Annotated in this window: 18 protein-coding genes and 2 pseudogenes; 8 read left to right on the forward strand and 12 right to left on the reverse strand. The window is 63.4% G+C overall.

All coding sequences use genetic code 11. From position 1 onward, the window contains the following. Window positions 1-285: 285 nt before the first annotated feature. The gene (locus RMO57_RS17705; protein ID WP_310388887.1) at window positions 286-1,584 is read right to left on the reverse strand and encodes a 3-deoxy-D-manno-octulosonic acid transferase; all 1,299 of its coding nucleotides are present in this window, start codon (window positions 1,582-1,584) and stop codon (window positions 286-288) included. Then, window positions 1,581-2,969 (reverse strand): phosphomannomutase/phosphoglucomutase, encoded by a 1,389-nt coding sequence (locus tag RMO57_RS17710; protein WP_310388889.1) that lies wholly within the window; start codon window positions 2,967-2,969, stop codon window positions 1,581-1,583. Before RMO57_RS17710 ends, RMO57_RS17705 begins: the two co-directional genes overlap by 4 nt. Window positions 2,970-3,110: 141 nt before the next feature. Between RMO57_RS17710 and RMO57_RS17715 the strand changes: the two genes are divergently transcribed. The 3 genes from RMO57_RS17715 (at window position 3,111) to RMO57_RS17725 (ending at window position 5,980) form a co-directional block, all read left to right on the forward strand. Then, window positions 3,111-4,259: a sensor histidine kinase gene (locus RMO57_RS17715; RefSeq protein ID WP_310388891.1), complete on the forward strand. Its 1,149-nt coding sequence runs from the start codon at window positions 3,111-3,113 to the stop codon at window positions 4,257-4,259. Then, on the forward strand, window positions 4,256-5,014 hold the full coding sequence (locus tag RMO57_RS17720) for a LytTR family DNA-binding domain-containing protein (protein ID WP_310388893.1): 759 nt from the start codon (window positions 4,256-4,258) through the stop codon (window positions 5,012-5,014). Before RMO57_RS17715 ends, RMO57_RS17720 begins: the two co-directional genes overlap by 4 nt. Before the next feature lie 63 nt (window positions 5,015-5,077). Further along, window positions 5,078-5,980 carry a DMT family transporter gene (locus RMO57_RS17725; RefSeq protein WP_310388894.1) on the forward strand — a complete coding sequence of 301 codons (903 nt, stop codon included), beginning with the start codon at window positions 5,078-5,080 and terminating at the stop codon, window positions 5,978-5,980. Here RMO57_RS17725 and RMO57_RS17730 read toward each other — a convergent pair. Both RMO57_RS17730 and RMO57_RS17735 read right to left on the reverse strand, forming a co-directional pair. Continuing rightward, a complete protein-coding gene (locus RMO57_RS17730; protein ID WP_310388895.1) occupies window positions 5,973-7,235 on the reverse strand; it encodes a sigma-54-dependent Fis family transcriptional regulator in 1,263 nt (420 codons plus the stop codon). The two genes, RMO57_RS17725 and RMO57_RS17730, sit on opposite strands and share 8 nt — an antisense overlap. 268 nt (window positions 7,236-7,503) lie before the next feature. Continuing rightward, the gene (locus RMO57_RS17735) at window positions 7,504-9,999 is read right to left on the reverse strand and encodes a GspE/PulE family protein (protein WP_310388897.1); all 2,496 of its coding nucleotides are present in this window, start codon (window positions 9,997-9,999) and stop codon (window positions 7,504-7,506) included. Window positions 10,000-10,233: 234 nt separating this feature from the next. On the opposite strand from RMO57_RS17735, the gene pcp reads away from it, so the two are divergent. The 5 genes from pcp (at window position 10,234) to RMO57_RS17760 (ending at window position 13,827) form a co-directional block, all read left to right on the forward strand. Further along, the gene (pcp, locus tag RMO57_RS17740; protein ID WP_310388899.1) at window positions 10,234-10,875 is read left to right on the forward strand and encodes a pyroglutamyl-peptidase I; all 642 of its coding nucleotides are present in this window, start codon (window positions 10,234-10,236) and stop codon (window positions 10,873-10,875) included. A 433-nt stretch (window positions 10,876-11,308) separates the two neighbouring features. Further along, a complete protein-coding gene (locus RMO57_RS17745) occupies window positions 11,309-11,587 on the forward strand; it encodes a DUF2282 domain-containing protein (protein ID WP_310388901.1) in 279 nt (92 codons plus the stop codon). A gap of 10 nt (window positions 11,588-11,597) precedes the next feature. After that, on the forward strand, window positions 11,598-12,488 hold the full coding sequence (locus RMO57_RS17750; protein WP_310388904.1) for a DUF692 domain-containing protein: 891 nt from the start codon (window positions 11,598-11,600) through the stop codon (window positions 12,486-12,488). After that, complete coding sequence (locus RMO57_RS17755; RefSeq protein ID WP_310388906.1) at window positions 12,485-13,246, forward strand: putative DNA-binding domain-containing protein; 762 nt, start codon at window positions 12,485-12,487, stop codon at window positions 13,244-13,246. Before RMO57_RS17750 ends, RMO57_RS17755 begins: the two co-directional genes overlap by 4 nt. 74 nt (window positions 13,247-13,320) lie before the next feature. Further along, window positions 13,321-13,827 (forward strand): DoxX family protein, encoded by a 507-nt coding sequence (locus RMO57_RS17760; protein WP_310388908.1) that lies wholly within the window; start codon window positions 13,321-13,323, stop codon window positions 13,825-13,827. Here RMO57_RS17760 and tolA read toward each other — a convergent pair. From tolA to RMO57_RS17800, 8 genes and pseudogenes are all read right to left on the reverse strand, one after another. Beyond that, window positions 13,805-14,692 carry a cell envelope integrity protein TolA gene (gene tolA, locus RMO57_RS17765; protein ID WP_310388910.1) on the reverse strand — a complete coding sequence of 296 codons (888 nt, stop codon included), beginning with the start codon at window positions 14,690-14,692 and terminating at the stop codon, window positions 13,805-13,807. The two genes, RMO57_RS17760 and tolA, sit on opposite strands and share 23 nt — an antisense overlap. After that, window positions 14,692-15,129: a protein TolR gene (gene tolR / locus RMO57_RS17770; RefSeq protein ID WP_310388912.1), complete on the reverse strand. Its 438-nt coding sequence runs from the start codon at window positions 15,127-15,129 to the stop codon at window positions 14,692-14,694. The genes tolA and tolR overlap by 1 nt, the downstream gene beginning before the upstream one ends. Window positions 15,130-15,144: 15 nt before the next feature. Next, window positions 15,145-15,843, reverse strand: a complete 699-nt coding sequence (gene tolQ / locus RMO57_RS17775; RefSeq protein ID WP_310388913.1) for a protein TolQ — start codon at window positions 15,841-15,843, stop codon at window positions 15,145-15,147. Continuing rightward, window positions 15,840-16,297: pseudogene (locus tag RMO57_RS17780) on the reverse strand (YbgC/FadM family acyl-CoA thioesterase). Before RMO57_RS17780 ends, tolQ begins: the two are co-directional and overlap by 4 nt. After that, window positions 16,294-17,484, reverse strand: coding sequence for a pyridoxal phosphate-dependent aminotransferase (locus RMO57_RS17785; protein WP_310388916.1), 1,191 nt, complete (start codon window positions 17,482-17,484; stop codon window positions 16,294-16,296). The pseudogene RMO57_RS17780 and the gene RMO57_RS17785 overlap by 4 nt, the downstream one beginning before the upstream one ends. Then, complete coding sequence (gene nusB, locus RMO57_RS17790) at window positions 17,481-18,017, reverse strand: transcription antitermination factor NusB (protein WP_310388917.1); 537 nt, start codon at window positions 18,015-18,017, stop codon at window positions 17,481-17,483. The genes RMO57_RS17785 and nusB overlap by 4 nt, the downstream gene beginning before the upstream one ends. Next, the gene (ribH, locus tag RMO57_RS17795) at window positions 18,014-18,481 is read right to left on the reverse strand and encodes a 6,7-dimethyl-8-ribityllumazine synthase (protein WP_310388919.1); all 468 of its coding nucleotides are present in this window, start codon (window positions 18,479-18,481) and stop codon (window positions 18,014-18,016) included. Before ribH ends, nusB begins: the two co-directional genes overlap by 4 nt. A 12-nt stretch (window positions 18,482-18,493) precedes the next feature. After that, window positions 18,494-18,713 (reverse strand): annotated as a pseudogene (locus RMO57_RS17800) (bifunctional 3,4-dihydroxy-2-butanone-4-phosphate synthase/GTP cyclohydrolase II); the annotation flags it as partial.

Below are 18,713 nucleotides of genomic sequence, written 5' to 3' on the forward strand. Positions count from 1 at the left end.
AGCCGCCACCTTTGGGCTGAGCCGAGAATTATGTTCAGCGTCGCGCCACCCGCCACAGGGCCAAATCACCAGCATTTCCGCTGCAATTCGACCGGTGCTACCGGCGAACTACTCATAACGAGGCACTGTGCATAAGTGCCCTTATGTGTAGATGTACATAAGTGCACATTGCGGCCTTACAAAGCCAGCAATGCCCTGGCCGATTTGAGCTGGATTGGTGTGCCGCTTTGCCGCAGAGTAAGTGAACAGGCAAGAAGGCCCAAAGATAGCCAAACAGATCAGGGTCTATGTCTCTGACTGCCGCCAGATTTCCACAGCCATGCGCTCAGCTGCGCCGCGATGCTCGGCGGCGAACTCCAGCGCATGAACGGCTACCTCGGCGTGTCTTTGGCGGTCGGCACATAGGGCGAGTCCTTGAGTCAAGCCCGCATCGATATCGGCGACCCGAATCGCCGCACCCGCCGCTTCAGCCAACTCGGCCGCTTCGGCAAAGTTGAAGGTGTGCGGCCCCATCACGACGGGGCAGCCGCAAGCGGCCGCTTCGATCAGGTTTTGCCCGCCCAGGGGCGCGAAGCTGCCGCCCAGCAATGCCACATCAGCAAGGCCGTAATACAGCGCCATCTCGCGCATCGAGTCACCCAGCCAAACCTGGGCGGACAAGTCCTGTTCACTGGGCGCATCGGTCCACTCGCTGCGCCGGGCCAAGCTCAGGCCTGCCTTCTCGACCAAGGCCGCCACCGCATCGAAACGCTGCGGGTGGCGCGGCACGATCAGCAGTAGCGGCAGGTCTTGCCGGGGCAGTAGGCCCCAAGCTTGCAAGAGCATGGCCTCTTCGCCTTCGCGCGTGACTGCGGCCAGCAGCACGCGCCGGCTCAGCAGCGCACGCCACAGCCGACCCTGGGCGAGCAAGGCCTCATCCACTTGCATATCAAACTTCAAGTTCCCCTGCACCCGCACCTTGGGCACGGCGCTGGCGCGCAGGCGCTCGGCGTCGGCCTCGGTTTGCGCTAACGCAATACTCAAGCGGCGTGCGGCCGGAAGGAGGAGGGCCTTGAAGCGCTCGCCGCGGCGCTGGCTGCGCGCTGACAGCCGGGCGTTGGCCAAGACCATCGGGATAGATTGCCTGGCCGCTTCGAATTGCAGCGTCGGCCAGATCTCGGTTTCCATCAGGACGCCGATGGCCGGCCGCCAATGGCGCAAGAAACGCCGCACGGCGCCCGGCGTGTCATAGGGCAACCAGGCCTGGGCATCACCGGGTTGCAACAAGGCCGCGCCGGCCGCTCTTCCTGTGGCGGTGCTGTGGGTCAGCAGCAAGCGCATGGCGGGCTGCTGTTCTCGCAGCTGCGCAATCAAGGCGGCGGCGGCGCGGGTTTCGCCCAGCGACACGGCATGCACCCACAACCAACCGCTTGATTTTGGCGTTAGCCCATAAAAGCCCAGCCGCTGCCCAAGCCATTGGCGATACAGCGGCTCGGCCGCTCCGCGCCGCCACAAACGCAACAGGTAAAGCGGCGTCAGCAGCCGCAGCAGGCCCGCATAGGCCCAGCGGCTAAGTCGCTCGGCCCCAGTTTCTGTGACGGTCAATGCCCGGCCGCAAAAGTGGCGTCGGGCTTGACGCGCTTGAGCTGGACCAGCACGTCATGCTGGATGCGCGCCAGCGCCTCGGGCGTGTGGCCCTCGAAGCGCAGCACCAGCACCGGCGTGGTGTTGCTTGCCCTCACCAGACCGAAGCCGTCGTCATACTCGACGCGCAGTCCGTCAATGGTGATGATTTCCTTGGCGCCGGGGAACTCGGCCACTTCCAGCAGCTTCTTGACCACCTCGTGGTGCTCGCCTTCGGCGCAGGGCACATTGATTTCGGGCGTGTTGAAGCTGGTCGGCAGTGCGTGCAGCACAGCGCTGGGATCGGCGAAGCGCGAGAGGATTTCCAGCAGGCGGGCGGCCGTGTACATCGCGTCGTCAAAACCGTACCAACGCTCGGCGAAGAAGATGTGGCCCGACAGCTCGCCGGCCAGCGGCGCGCCGGTCTCTTTCAGCTTGGCCTTGGCCAGCGAGTGGCCGGTCATCCACATCAGCGGCCGGCCGCCATGCTCGCGGATCCAGGGGGCCAGGCGCTGCGTGCACTTGACGTCGAAGATGATTTCGGCGCCGGGCTTGCGCTTCAGAATATCGGCGGCGAACAGCATGATCTGGCGGTCCGGCATGATCATCACGCCGTCCTTGGTGACCACACCGAGGCGGTCGCCGTCGCCGTCAAAGGCCAGACCCAACTCCGCATCGCAGGCATGCACGATCCGCTTGAGGTCTTCCAGGTTCTCTGGCCGCGAGGGATCCGGGTGGTGATTGGGGAAGTCGCCGTCGACCTTGGAGTAGATGTCGATCACCTCGCAGCCTAAAGCCCGCAGGATGGCTGGTGCCGTGGCGCCGGGGATGCCGTTGCCGGAGTCGACCACGATCTTCATCGGGCGCTTGAGCTTGCAATCCTTGACGATGCGCTGGCTGTACTCGGCCACGATGTCCATCGCCGCGCTGCGGCCGACGCCTGTTTTGTAGTCCTCGGCTTCGATGCGGCGGCGCAGGCCCTGGATCTGCTCACCATAAACAGCCGCGCCCTTGAGCACCATCTTGAAACCGTTGTAGTCCTTGGGGTTGTGGCTGCCGGTCACCATGATGCCGCTGCGGCAACCGTGTTTGGCGCGGGTGGCGGCGACGTAATACAGCATCGGCGTGGTGACGGCGCCCAGGTCAACCACGTCCAGGCCGGTCGATTGCAGGCCACGGATCAAGGCTGCAACCAGACCGGGGCCGGAGATGCGACCGTCGCGGCCGACGGCCACGGCCTTCTCGCCCAAGGCGCGGGCCTCGGTACCGAAGGCACGGCCGAGGTGCTCGGCCAGCTCTTCGTTCAAAGTCGTGCCGACGACACCGCGTATGTCATAGGCCTTGAAGATGGACGCGTGAACTTGCATAGATGGATTCCCCTGAAACGGTTTGATGACTCGAAAGCTTGGCGCGATTGTAGGCAAGGCTTTTGACGCTTCATCGCGGCGGCTGTCGATTCATCGCAGCGGCCGCAAAACCCGCACGCGCGCCTGCCTACACTGTGTTGCATGAACACCATCAAGACCGATCTGCGCCAGGCCTGGGGCGCCCATCTGCTGCTGAAGAAACAGCGCAGCGAGCCCGCCTGGGCGCGCCTAGTTATCAGCGCCGGCATCGGCTTGGCCTTTGCGCTTTTCTTCAGCCTAGTCGGCGGTCTGGTGGGTGGGCATTTGCTGAAACCGGCCGCGATGTTGACTGCGCTGCAGGCGAATCTACTGATCAGCATGAGCATTTCGTTCACGATTCACGCCCTTTTTCGCGGCGTCGAGCTGAGCCTGCCGCAGGCCATCATTGACCGCATCGGCGCCCGGCGCGACTGGCGTTCCGGCGTCTTTTTTGCCGGCGTCGCGATTGTCGGCACCGTGCTGGGCTTTGCCCTGGGTCTACTGATGATCGGCCAGCTGTTCAAGTTCGACGCCTTGCTTGAGGTTGGCGGCAACCCCGCCAATCAACGCGTCTTCGTGCTGATCACGCTGCTGATCACCACCGCCAACTGGATTTGGTTCAAGTTCCGCTGGAAGAGCCAGGCCCTGCAGTGGAGCGCCACCGAGGCGCGTCTGAGCCTGCTACAGGCGCAGATCGAGCCGCATTTTTTGTTCAACACACTGGCCAATGTGCAAGGGCTGATCGACGTCGACGCAGCGCGTGCCAAGCAGATGCTGGAGGCCTTCACCGACTATTTGCGCGCCGGCCTGGGCCAGATGCGCAAGACCGACACCACGGTCGACGCCGAGTTGGCGCTGGCCGAGCGCTATCTGCAGCTGATGCAAATCCGCATGGGCGAGCGGCTGAGTTTTGAGATCCAGGCCAGCGCGGCGGCGCGCGCCTGCCGGCTGCCGCCCTTGCTGCTGCAGCCGCTGATCGAGAACGCGATTCAGCATGGGCTGGAGCCCAAGGTCGAGGGTGGTCATATCCAGGTCAGCGCCAACGTTGCGCAGGGCCGGTTGCTGCTCAAAGTGACCGACGATGGGTTGGGCCTGGACGCGCCGCGACGCGCCACCCGGCCCGGCCGCGGCGGCGGTCTGGCGCTGGAGAATGTGCACGCCCGGCTGGCCAACCGCTACCCGCACGATGCCGAACTGAGCTTGAGCCGGCAAACCCTTGGCACGCTGGCCTGCCTACACTTGCCCGCCCACCCACTTGCTCAAACTTCATGACCACCGCCTTGATCGCCGATGACGAAGCCCATCTGGCTCAGTACCTGAAACAGCAACTGGCGGCTTGCTGGCCAGAGCTGGAGATTGTCAGCGTCGCCCGCAACGGCATTGAAGCGGCCGAGCAGATCAGTGCCTGGCAGCCCGAGCTGGCCTTTCTGGACATTCAGATGCCGGGCCTGAATGGGCTGGAAGTGGCGCAGGGCATCGAGGGCGCGACGCGGGTGGTGTTCGTCACCGCCTATGACGACTATGCGGTCGAGGCGTTTGACGCAGCTGCGCTGGACTATCTGCTCAAGCCGCTGAAGACCGAGCGCTTGCTGGCCTGTGTGGCCCGTCTCAAAGCGGCGTTAGGGCGGCCGCCGGCGGTCGATGAATCACGTTTGGCTGAGACCTTGCAGCGCTTGTTGGCCCCGCCCGTGCAGGGCTTGGCACGGCTGCGGTTCATTCGTGCTGCCAGCGGCGATATGACGCATCAGGTGGCGGTGGACGAGGTGCTGTTCTTTCATGCCGATGACAAATACACGGTGGTCAGAACAGCTCAGGGCGAGCATTTGATCCGCACCACCATCACCGATTTGGCGGCGCAGCTGGACCCCGAACAGTTCTGGCAGGTGCACCGCTCGACGCTGATCAATCTGGCCCATCTGGTGGGCACCCGACGCGACGAGATGAGCCGGCTGTTCGTGCGTATCAAGGGCCATGCGCAGGAGTTGCCGGTCAGCCGGGCCTACGTGCACTTGTTCAAGGCGATGTAGGGCTGCGGCCGGCGCAGTATGCTCGGGCGCCTTTAGCAAAACTGCCGAGCAAAATCCCTGAGCATGAAAACCGCTGATCTGGCCGAACTGACCCTGCTTGCCGCCATCTGGGGCGCCTCGTTTTTATTCATGCGGCTCGGCGCGCATGAGTTCGGGCCGGTGGCGATGGCCGCGCTGCGGGTCGGCGGCGCCAGCTTGATGCTGCTGCCGCTGCTGGCCGCACGCCAGGGCCTGGCTGAGCTGGGCCGCGAGTGGCGAGCGCTGAGTGTCATCGGCCTGTTGAACAGCGCCTTGCCCTTCGCCTTGTTCAGCTATGCAGCGCTGTCGATCTCGGCCGGCCTGTCCAGCATTGCCAACGCGACCACGCCCTTGTGGGGTGCGCTGATCGCCTGGGTCTGGTTGAATCAGCGGCTTGATCGCCTGCGCATCTGCGGCCTGGCCCTGGGCTTTGCCGGCGTGCTGTATCTGGCCTGGGACAAGGCCTCCTTCAAACCCGGCGCCGACCACAGCGCCGTCTGGGCCTTGCTGGCTTGTATGGCGGCTACTTTTTGCTATGGCCTGGCGGCCAATTTCAGCAAGCGCCATACCGCCCACATTGCGCCGCTGGTGGTGGCGACCGGCAGCCAGTGCTATGCCGCCTTGATGCTGGCCGTGCCGGCCATCATTTTCTGGCCGGCCGCAGCACCCAGTGCCCAAGCTTGGGGTGCCGTGGCCGCCTTGTCCCTGCTGTGCTCGGCGATCGCCTATGTCTTGTTCTTCCGCTTGATGAGCCGAATCGGGCCGACCAACACGATTGCCGTGACCTTTTTGATCCCGGTCTTCGCGGTGTTGTGGGGCTATCTCTTCCTGGGCGAGAGCTTCAGCTTGAAGATGGCCGCGGGCTGCGCAGTGGTGCTGCTGGGCACGGCCTTGGCCCTGGGCCTGGTGCGGCGTAGCGGCACCCGAACAGAGCGCAGCGTCAGCTGACCGTCTGCTGGGTCGGCGCAAGCTTCAGCTTGCGGTACAAGGTGCTGCGCCCTATGCCCAACTGCTTAGCTGCCAGGGCCAAATTGCCGCGGCAGCCGAGTACCGCGGATTGAATCGCTTGCAGCTCGGTCTGCCGCAAAGTGGCCGCATGGTTAGCCACCGCCACCGCCACTGCCACTGCTTCCTGGCCTGAGGCCGTCGACATACTTGCGTCGGGGCTGACTGGCCGGCTGTTCTGCTGCAGCACTTGCGGGCTGCTAGTCAGCGCGGCGGCACGGTCTAGGGCGGCCACGGCATGGGCGAGCGCTGCCCCGGGGTGCGCAGCCATGGCCATCGGCAGTTGCGCGGCTGGTGCGTCTGTCGCCAACCCTGCTTGGCCCAGGCTCAGCAAGGCGTGCAGACTTTGTACCGGTGCAGCGCCGCCGATCTCGACATGGGCCGCCACGAGCTGCTGGCCGACATCGCTGCTCGGGCATCTGGGGCGCTGGGGTAATTGTGACCTCGTCAGTAGCAAGGGCTGGCCTGGATTGCTTCGTGTCCGGGCCAGCAGGTCGCTCAAATCAGCATCAAACAAGGTGGCCACGGCGCTGCGCCGCAGCTGTGCCGCGGTCTGGCCTAGGATGTCCATCGCATTGCGGTTGACGCCGACCACCCGGCCCACGGGATCGAGCGCCAAAACACCCTCCCGCAAGGTCCCCAAACTAACGGCGTAGGCATGAATATGCAGGCGCAGACTTTGGCGGAACAGGTCATTGAACCATTGCGTCTGAATCATGCGCGCCGCCAAAGTGGCCAGGGCCAGCGTGTGCGGGTGATAGTTGCGTTTATCGCTGGACACATTGATCACGCCCAGCAAAGCGCCTTTGTGGTCAAAGATGGGGGCTGCCGAGCAGGTCAAAAAATGGAACTCGCGCAAATAGTGATCTGCGCCGTTGACCAAGGTCGGGGCCTCGGTCATCAAGGCCGTGCCCACGGCGTTGGTGCCCTTGACGGCCTCCGACCAAACCGAGCCCGGCGCCAACGCTATTCGCTGGGCACGCTCCAAAAATACCGGGTCACCCAGCGCATGCAGCACCACACCGCTGGCGTCGCTCAACAGCACCATGCTCTGCGCATGCGTCAATTGCTGGTAGAGCATCTCCATCACCGGCAGTGCCTGCGCGCAAAGGCGACTGTTGCGCTGCAGCGTCTCGGCCAAGGAGGACTGGCTCAGGCAACTCATATCGGCTCGCTGCTGGGGCAGCAGCCCAAACATCTGGCAGCGTTCATGTGAGCTCAGAATCGTCAGCTGCTGCTGGGCTTGTGGTTCAGACTTGCCCCGCAGTGCGGAAGAGACAATGTGTGGGCCGTAGTTTGTTTCGATCACTCTTGCTCCCCCTGTTTTGTGACAGCCTAGCATTGCGACTAGTTCCATCGGCACCTGGAGTTAGGGGGTAAGCAGGGCGGGCCTGCCTTGCTTGTGCGATCTGCGGATATTTTTGCGCAACTCGTTCGCGTTGACCTGTTGACGCGCCGGTGCGGCGTCAAGCGTTGCTGGTGGCGCGCACTTCGCTCATCGTGGTCACGCCCTGCAAGACCTTGATGATGCCGTCCTGTCGCAAGGAGCGCATGCCTTCATGCAGTGCGGTTTGCAGCAGTTCTTCGGCACGCGCGCCGGTTTGTATCTGCCGGCGCAAGGTTTTCGACATCATCAGCAACTCGTGCAGGCCGGCGCGGCCCTTGAAGCCGCTGTGTTCGCACGCATCACAGCCGGGGCTGTGAAATTTCATCAAGCGGCCGCTATTGCCGCTATCGCCGTAATTGCCCAACCAGTCCCCCAGCACAGCTTCACGCGTCGGCTGCTGCTCGGGGTTGAAGACGTGCAGGTAATCATCCAGCCACTCGTCTTGCTCGGCCGCGGGCAGCGGGCTGCTGACGCGGCATTTCGGACACAGGCGCCGCACCAATCGCTGCGCCAACACGGCCAGTAGCGAGTCCGCAAAGTTGAAGGGGTCCATGCCCATGTCCAACAGCCGGGTGACGGTTTCGGCCGCGCTGTTGGTGTGCAGCGTCGACATCACCATATGCCCGGTCAACGAGGCCTCGACGGCGATCTCGGCGGTCTCCTCGTCGCGGATTTCGCCCACCATGATGACATCCGGGTCGGCCCGCAGAAACGCCCGCAAGGCCTTGGCAAAGGTCCAATCAATGCGCGGATTCATCTGCACCTGACGCAGGCCGGCCTGGGTGATTTCGATCGGATCCTCGGCCGTCCAGATCTTGCGATCCGGCGTGTTGATCTGGCTCAGCGCCGAGTGCAGGGTGGTGGTCTTGCCCGAGCCGGTGGGCCCGACGCATAGCACCATGCCGTAGGGCCGGCTGATTGCGTATTTGAGCTGCTGCAAGTTGTAGGGCGACAGGCCCAGTTTTTCCAGCGGGATCGGTTTTGACGACGACAGCAAACGCATCACCACGTCTTCCAGACCATTGTTGGTGGGGATGGTTGCGACCCGCAGCTCCAGGCGGTGCTGGGGTGAAAAGCGCGCGAAGTTGATCTTGCCGTCTTGCGGCTTGCGGCGCTCGGAGATATCCAGATCGCACATGATCTTGATGCGCGCAATCATGGCGTTACGGTAGGTGTTGGGCAGCTCCAGATAGGGTTTGAGCAGGCCGTCACGGCGGAAGCGAATCTTCAGCTTTTCGGTGCCCGGGTGGGTCTCGATATGAATGTCGGACACGCCCTGCGTGTTGGCGTCGATGATCATGGTGTTGATCAGTCGCACCAGCGAGTTGTCGCTTTGTTCAATGGAGGGGCCTTCGTCGCGCTGGCTGTGCTCAAGGCCTTCGCGTTCCAGCGTTTCCATCAGCTGGTCGGCTTTGTCGAGCGAAAAGTCCGCGTGCAAAGCCGGCAGAGCGAGCTCGCTGCGCGAGACCGCGTCTCCGCCTAGCCGCTCATAGACTTGCGGAATCGCGAATTGCAGCGAGCCGATCTTGGTCAAGGTGGGTGTCACTTTGAGCTGCGAGATGAACTCAATTTCATCCAGCGCGTCGCGCCGAGTCGGGTCTTCCATTGCCACGATCAACCGACCATCACGCAGCAGCAGCGGCAGCACTTCAAGCCGTTTTGCGACGGCAAAAGGCAGTTTGCGAATGGCGTCCGGCTCGATCGCAAAGTTCTCCACGTCGACCAGTGGGTAGCCCATCTTGCGCGCCAGGGCCGATTGCAGCGCTTGGCGCGTCACCACCTTATTGCGCACCAGCAACTCGCCCAGCGGCACCGAGCGGTCGGCTTTTTGCATCTCCAGCGCTTGTTCCAACTGCGCCGGGGAGATCAGGTCCAGCGCCAACAGCGCCTCACCGATGCGCACCATCGGCATGCGCGCTTGCTGTTCGATTGCCAGCATCAATTGCTCGGCGCTGACGATTTGTTGATGGACGAGGATGTCGCCCACGCGTCGGGAGCGCAGGCCTTGCTGCTCGATGGCCGCTGCATCGACTTGAGCCGCGGTTGCCAGTTTTTCCTGCACCAGCAGATCGCCGATGCGGGCACCAATCTCAAAATGCGCCAGCACTTCGCGCGGAATGAAGATGCGCTGCACGGCGTCGTCGCTGTCACTCAGGGGTGCGAACAAAAACAGCCCAAGCTCGTCTTGACAATACCCAATCGTGACGCCTTTGAGCTCGCCGCCGCCGACAAAAAAGAGCTTGAATTCGCTGCGCGGGCGCTGGTCGAGTTGCCAGTCGTTGGCCGCGTCATCACTGGCGTTTGGGCTGACGCGGGGCGCCGCAGGAATGGGCTCCAGCAAGGTCAGCACCTTGAATTGAGCGAACTTCAACGGCATCATATTTCGAGCTGGCGCCACCAGCAGTTGGGCCACGCGTTCATGCACGACCATGGCCACCAGCTGACCTTTGTTGCGGCGGTTGTTCAGACCGAGGAGCTCACAGGGTTCGGGCTTGACTTGGGGCTTTGGGCGCGGATAGGCCTGGTAGGGCGGTGTCGGCCAGACGAACTCCCGCTGGCTAGACGCCAGCTCCATGACCGATGCTGTTGCCGACCTAGCGTTGTCTTGGTGTGGCCAATTCAGTGGGGTGGACAGATCTGTCATGTGTTTGCTCCGGAGTCTTTCGCGCAGGCGCCAGCCGCATGGCCGAGCCTTCTCATGGCGCCTATGCTAGCGCTCACGGTGCCAGTCGATGTGCAGAAATGAGCAAGGCAGACCCGGCAGTTTTCAAGTGCTTGTGATAGAAACGCGGCTTTTTGGGGGTGCGGCATGAAAACAATCTTGCTGACTGGGTTTGAGCCATTCGGCGGTGAGCGCATCAATCCGTCATGGGAGCTGGCGCGAGCGCTTGACGGCGAGTTGATAGCAGGTGCGCGCGTCGTGGCCGAGCGCTTGCCCTGCGTGTTTGGCGAGGCCAATGCCGTATTGAAGCTCGCTTTGCGGGCGCACCAGCCGGGCTTGGTGTTGGCGCTAGGTCAAGCCGGCGGGCGCGCGGAGTTGTCGTTCGAGCGCGTGGCCATCAATTTGATGGATGCCCGCATCCCCGACAACGCCGGCCACCAGCCGATTGATGAGCCGGTTTTGGTCGGAGCACCGGCGGCGTACTTTTCTACCTTGCCGATCAAAGCAATGGTGGCCGGCCTGCGCGGCGCCGGCTTGCCCGCAGGCATCTCGCAATCGGCCGGCACCTTTGTCTGCAACCAAGTGTTTTTTGGCCTCCAGCATCATTTGCGTGGCAGCGCTGTGCGCAGCGGCTTCATGCACACCCCTTGGCTGCCCGAGCAGGCTGCAAGTTTCCCAGCACAAGCCAGCATGGCGCTCGCGACGATGGTGCAAGGTGTGCGCCTGGCCTTGCAATTGGCGTTGTTGACTGGGGTCGACTTGCGCCAAACCGGCGGCAGCATCAGTTGAGGTGGCGCGATTAATCTTCGCTGTAGTTGCGCCAACGCGCACTTGCCTTGCGCATCAAATTGACTTGCTTGCCGAAGTTCTGACAAGCGCGACAGAACAAACGGTGGATACGAATCAGGGTCAAGTTGACCGGGCCGAGTGGGCGGTCCTGCCCCGCCAGCACCATGCGTGTGACGTCCCTGCAACTTGGTTTTAATTTCACCCGGCGACTCCGACCTGTGGACTTGAAAGAAGTGTTGTCGTGCAGCCGAGCGCTTCCTTACGCGCGGCGTGCCGGCGTGCTGGCGGGCTTCAGATATTTTTCACGTTTGGCTGTAAGGACTGCCGCATGGCTTGCGACCCAAGGGTGTCGACGGCATGATGCCTTGGCCTCAAGCAATCCAGTTCAAAGCTTGGTGAGTGTCAACTTTTTTTTCATCCATTGGAGTAATTCATGAAATCCAGCTATCTCGTCTCTTCCGCCGTTGCGGCCGCATTGGCCATGGGTTTGGTCTCTCAAGTCGTCGCCCAGGACAAGGCCGCCAAAGAGAAATGCTTTGGCATCGCCAAGGCCGGCGAAAACGACTGCGCCAACCTCAGCGGCAGCCATTCCTGCGCTGGCCAATCCAAAAGTGACAACGCTGCAGATGAGTGGAAGTTTGTCGCCAAGGGCTCATGCAAGAGCATGTCGGGCATGAGCGTCGATGAAGCTAAAGCCAAGCTGAAGAAGTAAGGCCGCGGCCATGCACACCGACCCAGCGGCGAGCACACCGGTCGGCATCGGCTGGCGTCAGCCCCATTACGAGCAACTGCTGCAGACCCTGCCCGCGCTTGCTTTCCTGGAGCTGCACTCGGAGAATTTTTTTGCCGACGGCGGCGCGCCGCTGGCGGTCTTGATGGCCGGCCGTGAGCGTTATCCCATCAGCCTGCATGGGGTGGGTTTGTCGCTGGGTTCGGCCTGCGGCTTGGATAGCTGGCATCTGGACCGACTGGCCGCGTTGGTCGAGCGGGTCGAGCCCGTGCGCGTTTCCGATCACGCCAGTTTTGCCCGCGTGCCTGCAGCGGGCGGGCATGCCGGCCCGCATGCCAGTGATTTGTTGCCGCTGGAGTTCACCCAGACCAGCCTGGATGTTTTGGTTACTCATGTGCAACAGGTGCAAGAGCGCCTGAGGCGACCAATCTTGGTTGAAAACCTGAGCGCCTATGTCGGCTGGACTGAACTTGAAGGCGACAGCATGGCCGAGCCGGAGTTCTTCAATCAGCTGACCCAGCGCAGTGGCTGCGGCTTGCTACTGGATGTCAACAACCTGGTCGTCAATGCGCGCAACCGAGGCGCCCACAAGTGCGAGGCGGCACTGCAGGCGCAGGCCTGGGTCGACGCCATCAGGCCGGGCAGCGTCGGCGAAGTGCATTTGGCGGGGCATGCCGAACTGCCCGGCATCGTCATCGAAGACCATGGCAGCCGGGTCAGCGCCGAGGTCTGGCAGGTGTTCACCCATGCGATTCGGCGGTTCGGACCGGTGCCGGCCTTGATTGAGTGGGACACCAATGTGCCCGCGCTCGAAGTCTTGCTGCGTGAGGCCGAAATCGCCCGTCAGTTGATGATGGACGTCATGGCGCCGGTGCCGGCATGAGGGCTGCCCTGGCTGAGCGTCAGCGGGCCTTGGTCGAAGGCTTGCTGGGTCGCAAGGAGGCGGTAGATGCTGGCCTGCTGGGCATGGATGGGGTCGAGCTGGAGCGCGGCCTGCGCGCTTACCGCTCGAACGCACAGGCGTTGGCCGACAAGTCCTTGAGCGCGGTGTTTGTTCGCATGCGGGAGGTTTTGGGCGAGCCGTCGTTTGCTGCCATGGCCTGGTCTTTTTGGCGGCGCTATCCACCGCAATGTGGTGACTTAGGGCTATGGGGGGCGGCTTTGGCCGACTTCTTGGCCGAGCAAGCGGGCATGGAGCCGTGGCTATGTGATCTGGCCCGGCTTGAGTGGGCCGCCCATATCACCGAGCGGGCCGCCGACAGTGCGCTCAACGTGCAGTCGCTGGAGTTGTTGAGCGCGCTGGAGCCAGCGCATCTTGGCATGCAGATGCGGCCGGGCCTGCAGCTGTTGCGGCTGCGTCCGCAGGCATGGTGGCAATGGCTGGGTCAGCAGCCTGATGCCGGCGGGTATGACGAAGAGCCGGTGGCGGTCGTGCTGGCGCGCAGGGTTTGGCGCGCCGAGGTGCATCGCCTGGGCGCGGGCGCATGGGCGCTGATGAGCGCCTTGCAAGCCGGCGCCAATCTGGAGCAAGCCCTGCAGCAGGCCTTTGCCGCCGAGGCTGATTTTGATTTCTCGACCTGGCTGCAGGCGGCTTTGTTGAACGGTTGGCTGAGGGCAGCGATCAAGCACCAAGGGTCCTGAACTGGCGCTTCGCTCAAGGTTTACCCAGCGCCGCAGCTTTCAGTCCGCAAGTTTTACATTCCAGGAACTTTCCAATGAACGCCATCATTCGTTTTGCACTGCGCGCCTGCACCGACCCTGGGTCGGGTGTGGGTCAGCGCTCCTCCATGCCCACTGCGCTGCGGGCAGCGCTGTCCCATGCGCAGTCACTGGCCTTGCTCTTGGCCAGGCTGTATGTGGCGAAGGCTTTTTTTCTGTCCGGGCTGACCAAGCTGAGAGACTGGGAGACCACGCTGGCCTTGTTCGAGTCTGAATACGCGGTGCCGTTGCTGTCGCCCGAACTGGCTGCCTGGCTGGGCACCGGCGGTGAATTGATTTTGCCGGTTTTGCTGGTGCTGGGTCTTGCCGGGCGCTTTGCGGCGCTGGGTTTGTCGGTTGTCAATGTGATGGCCGTGCTGAGCCTGAGTGACATTGCGCCGGCGGCTTTGGTCGGCCATCAGCTGTGGGGCGTGCTGCTGTTGGCGGTGGCGCTTTGGGGCGCAGGGCGCTGGTCGCTGGATGCCTGGCTGCAGCGCCAATTCACTCCAAAGGCTGAAAGCTAATCACCAAGACCGGCGGCACCCGGCCGTCCACATCGCGCGGCAGTTTCTCGGTTTTGTCGATCGCCCTCAAGACCGCCTTGTCCCATTCGGCGTCACCGCTGGGCTTGAGCAATTTGCGCGAGATGATGTTGCCGTCCGGCGCCACCCGTACCTCGACTTCGGCGACCGGATTGCCGGTCGGCGTATCGGTGAAGATGATGTTGGGTCGGATGCTCGCCTTGATGCGCCCGCCATAGCTGGCCGACGGCCCCGAGCTCCGCAACGCCGTTCCCGTGGCATTGGGCGCACCGCTGGCACCGGCCATGCCTTGGATGCGGCGCAGATGCTCCTGGCGCTGTGCTTCCTGTTTTGCTTCTTGCTTGGCGTCTTGCTTAGCTTGCAGCTCCTTGTCCTGCTTGAGCTGCTTGTCCTTTTTGTCCTTGTCCAGCTTGGCCTGCTTGAGCTTTTCGTCCTTCAGCTCTTGTTCAAGCTTGGCCTTGGCGTCCAGGGCTTCGCGCTTTTTGCGCTCCAGCTCCAGCTCGGCCGCCAGCTTTTTCTTCCGATCGCGGGCGATCGCGATCTCGGCGTCGCGCTCGGCTTGCGCCGTGTCTTCAACCGGCTGCGGCTTGGGCGTTGGCTTCTTGACGACCTCGGGCTCGGCCTGCGGCGTCGGCGGTATCACTTCCTTGGGCGCCGCGGCCTGCGGCACGGCCGACCACAGCTCGGCCTCGAAGGCCGGCGGCGCCTGGGTGCGCCAGTTCACGCCGGCGCTCAGCGCCAGCACCAGCAGGGCATGGGCGACGATGGCGAACGCCAGGCCGCGTCCCAGCAGCGGCGTCTCGGGCGGCCTCAGCGGGTCGGTCGGGCGGACAAACAAGCTGGCCATCAGTTCGCGGCACTGCCCGAGTTCTTGACGGCCAGGCCGACGCGGGCGATGCCGGCCGACTGCAGCGCGTCCATCACCTTGACGATGGCCTCGTACTTGACGTTTTTGTCACCCGAGATCACCACCGGCGTGTTCATCTCGCCGGCTTGTGCAAGTTTGACCTGCTCGGCCAGTTGCTTGAGGGTCAGCGGTCGGGCCTCTTGCTTGTCCAGTTTGATCTTGAGCTTCTCGTCCGCGCCGACGATGACGTGGATCACATGCTCGGGTTGGGCTCGGCTTTTGCCGACGCTGGGCAGGTCGACCAGGCCGGTGGTGATCATCGGGGCGCTGACCATGAAGATGATCAGGAGCACCAGCATCACGTCGATGAAGGGCACCATATTGATCTCGTTGATGGTGCGGCGGCGGCGCGAGCCGCGTGAGCTGATGGCTGCCATCGCTAACGCCCCGACTCAGCGGCCGGCGCCGGTCGCTGGAGCGGCTTGGGCGGCGTTGCGCTGCAAGATATTGGAGAACTCCTCGATGAAGGACTCCAGCGTGATCGCGCTGCGGTCGATCTGGCGCGCAAAGCGGTTATAGGCCAGCACGGCGGGGATGGCGGCGAACAGGCCGATGGCGGTGGCGACCAGCGCCTCGGCGATGCCGGGGGCGACGGTGGCCAGCGTCACCTGCTGCACATTGGCCAAGCCGACGAAGGCGTGCATGATGCCCCAGATGGTGCCGAACAGGCCGACATACGGCGACACCGAGCCGACCGAAGCAAGGAAGGACAGATTGCTTTCCATCGTGTCGAGCTCGCGCTGAAAGCTCGCCCGCATCGCGCGGCGGGCACCGTCCAGCAAGGCGCTGGCCTCGGTGACGCGGCGCTCGCGCGACTTCAGGAACTCGCGCATGCCGGAGGCAAAGATGCGCTCCAGCGGCGCGCCGTCCGGCTTGGTCGACACCGCAGCGAACAGCTCGTTGAGGTTCTTGCCGGACCAAAACTCCTGCTCAAATGCCTCGTTACTCGACTTGATACGGGAGAGCGAAATGAATTTGCTGAAGATCACACTCCAGCTGACCAGCGAGACCAGCAGCAGGGCGGCAATCACCAGCTGCACGGTCAGGCTGGCGTGGGCGATCAGGGAAACAATCGACAGGTCTTGATTCATGGGGTCGGAGCAGTGAGGGCCTGGGTGAGGGCCTGGGTCAAGCAGGCGGGAATGCGGGCGGGTTTCAGATCGTCTTGCTGAGCCGTGCTGCCCAGGCTTTTCACGCAGCCGATGCGGATTTCGCCCTCGGCCAGCAGGCGCTCGCCGCAAAAAGCTTGTTGAAACAGCAGCATGCTGGCGCGGCCCAGCTCGCGCAGCTCGACGCTGACCTGCAGCAAGTCGTCCAGCCGGGCCGGTTTCAGGTAGCGCACTTGCGAGCTGCCGACGACAAACATCACGCCGTCCTGTGTGTCGCTATGCAAGCGCATTTGTTGTTGGGAAAATCCGAGTTCACGCAGCCATTCGGTGCGCGCGCGCGCTCGAAAAATTTCAAATAGTTGGCGTAAAAAACCACGCCGCCGGCGTCGGTGTCTTCCCAGTAAACCCGCATCTCGCGCCTGAAAACGGGCTTCATCGTCGCGCCGCCAGGAAACTACTCAAACGAGCCACCGCTTCTTGCAAATCGGCCATGCTGCTGGCGAAGGACAAGCGCATCCAGGCCGCGGTGCCGGCGCGGCCAAAGTCGCGCCCTGGCGTCAAAGCGATCTGCGCCTTGTGCATCAACTCGAAGGCGAAGTCCCAGCTATTGCCGGCGACCTCCGAGCAGTCAAACCAGACATAAAAAGCGCCGTCCGGCAGCACCGGCACCTTGAAGCCCAGCGCTTGCAAGGCCGGCACGATGTAGTCGCGGCGCTCGTTGAGGGTCTCGCGGCGGCGCTCGAACTCGGCCAGCGAAGCCGGCTCAAAACAAGCCAGCGCGGCATGCTGGGCGATGCTGGAGGCGCAGATGAAGAGGTTTTGCGCCAGCTTCTCGACCGGCGCCACCAAGGCCGGCGGCAGCACCAACCAGCCCAGCCGCCAACCGGTCATGCCGAAGTACTTGGAAAAGCTATTGACCGAGATCACGTCCTCGCCGAACTCCAGCGCCGTGCGCTGAAAGCGCGCATCGAAGCTGAGGCCTAGGTAGATCTCGTCGACGATGGTGACACCGCCACGCGCGCGCACCGTCTCGACAATGGCCCGCAGCTCGTCCGGGGCGATCGAGGTGCCGGTCGGGTTGCTGGGTGAGGCCAGCAAGACGGCGCGCGTGTTGCCGTTCCAGGCGGCGTCGACTTGGGCGCAGGTCGGCTGAAAGCGCTGCGCCGGCCCAGCCGTCAGCAGCACGGCTTGGGCATCGGCGGCGGCGACGAAATGGCGATTGCAGGGGTAGCAGGGGTCGGGCATCAAGACCTGATCGCCGCGCTCGAACAGCGCCAGACACAGCAGTTGCAGCGCAGCCGACGCACCGGCCGTGATGACGATGCGCTCGGGCGACACCTCCAGCTCGAAGCGCTGCCGATACCAATCCGACAAGGCCTGACGCAGTGCGGGCAAGCCGGTGGCGGCGGTGTACTGGGTCAGGCCAGCGGCAATGCAGGCTTGCGCAGCCAACTGCACGGCGGGTGCGGCGCCAAAATCAGGCTCGCCGATATTCAGATAGATCATCCGCCGGCCGCCTACAGCCGGATCGCACAAAGGGCCGCGAGCTATCTCGGCGGCCGTCTTGGCGCATTCCATCACATAGAAAGGCTCGATCTGGTCAAGCCGAGCCGCCAGCTTCATTTCGCGGTGTCGGACGCCGAGGCTTGATCGGCGTTGCGCTTGGCATTGCGGGCCGCCACCTCGACTGGGCGGAGATCGCCGGCCGAACGGTCAAGCACGCCGTTGACATATTTGTGACCGTCGGTGCCGCCAAATGATTTGGCCAACTCAACCGCTTCATTGATGACCACACGGTAGGGAATGTCGATGCAATGCTTGAGCTCGTAGGCACCAATCATCAGCACGCCATGCTCGATCGGTGACAACTCGGTAGTCTTGCGGTCGACATGGCGAGCCAGCACCGCGTCCAGATCGGCGGCCTCCAGGATGCAGCCGTTCAGCAAGGCGTCAAAGTGGGCGCGGTCGACCTTGTCGAAATCGTCCAGCTCGCGCATGTGGGCATCGACGGTGGCCACATCGTCACCGGTCACCAACCATTGGTAGAGACCTTGCAAAGCAGCCTCACGCGAACGCCGGCGCGCCGACTTCGGTTGTGGGCGCTTGGCGGTGGGTTTGGCGTCGGTCTTGGCGGCGGTTTTGGGGCTGGTGCTCACTGCAGTTCTTCCATCAAATTGGCCATCTCGACCGCCACACGTGCCGCGTCACGGCCTTTTTCCTCGGCACGCGCCCAGGCTTGCTCTTCGTTCTCGACCGTCAAAATTGCGTTCGCAATCGGAATTTGATTGTCCAGTGCGACGCGCGTGACCGCAGCGCCACTCTCGTTGGCGACCAACTCGAAGTGGTAGGTTTCACCGCGGATGATGCAGCCCAGGGCGACCAGGGCGTCATAGTCCTCGCTGTCGGCCATCGCGTTCAGCGCGATAGCGATTTCCAGCGCGCCGGGCACGGTGACATGGCGGATATGCTGCTCGCTGACGCCCAGCAGGCGCAATTCGGCCAGGCAGGCGTCGGCCAGGCGGCCGGTGATGTCGGCGTTGAAGCGGGCTTGCACGATGCCGATGCGCAGATCTTGCCCATTCAGCGGGGCCGGTGCGGCCCCCTTGTCGGATGCTTGCATGAGCGTGTGTCCTCAGTTCTTGTCGTTCGGAGCCAAGAAGCCGGTGACCTCCAGGCCATAGCCGGTCATGCTGGGCATGCGCCTGGGGCTGCCGAGCAGGCGCATTTTGTGTACACCCAGGTCACGCAGAATTTGGGCGCCGACGCCGTAGGTGCGCAAATCCATCACCTTGGGAGCGGTCTCTTGCGGCTCAGCATTCAAGCGGGCCAGCAAGCCGGCGGCCTCTTCGCCG

Source organism: Roseateles sp. (assembly GCF_031397715.1).
Taxonomy (GTDB): Bacteria; Pseudomonadota; Gammaproteobacteria; order Burkholderiales; family Burkholderiaceae_C; genus Paucibacter_A.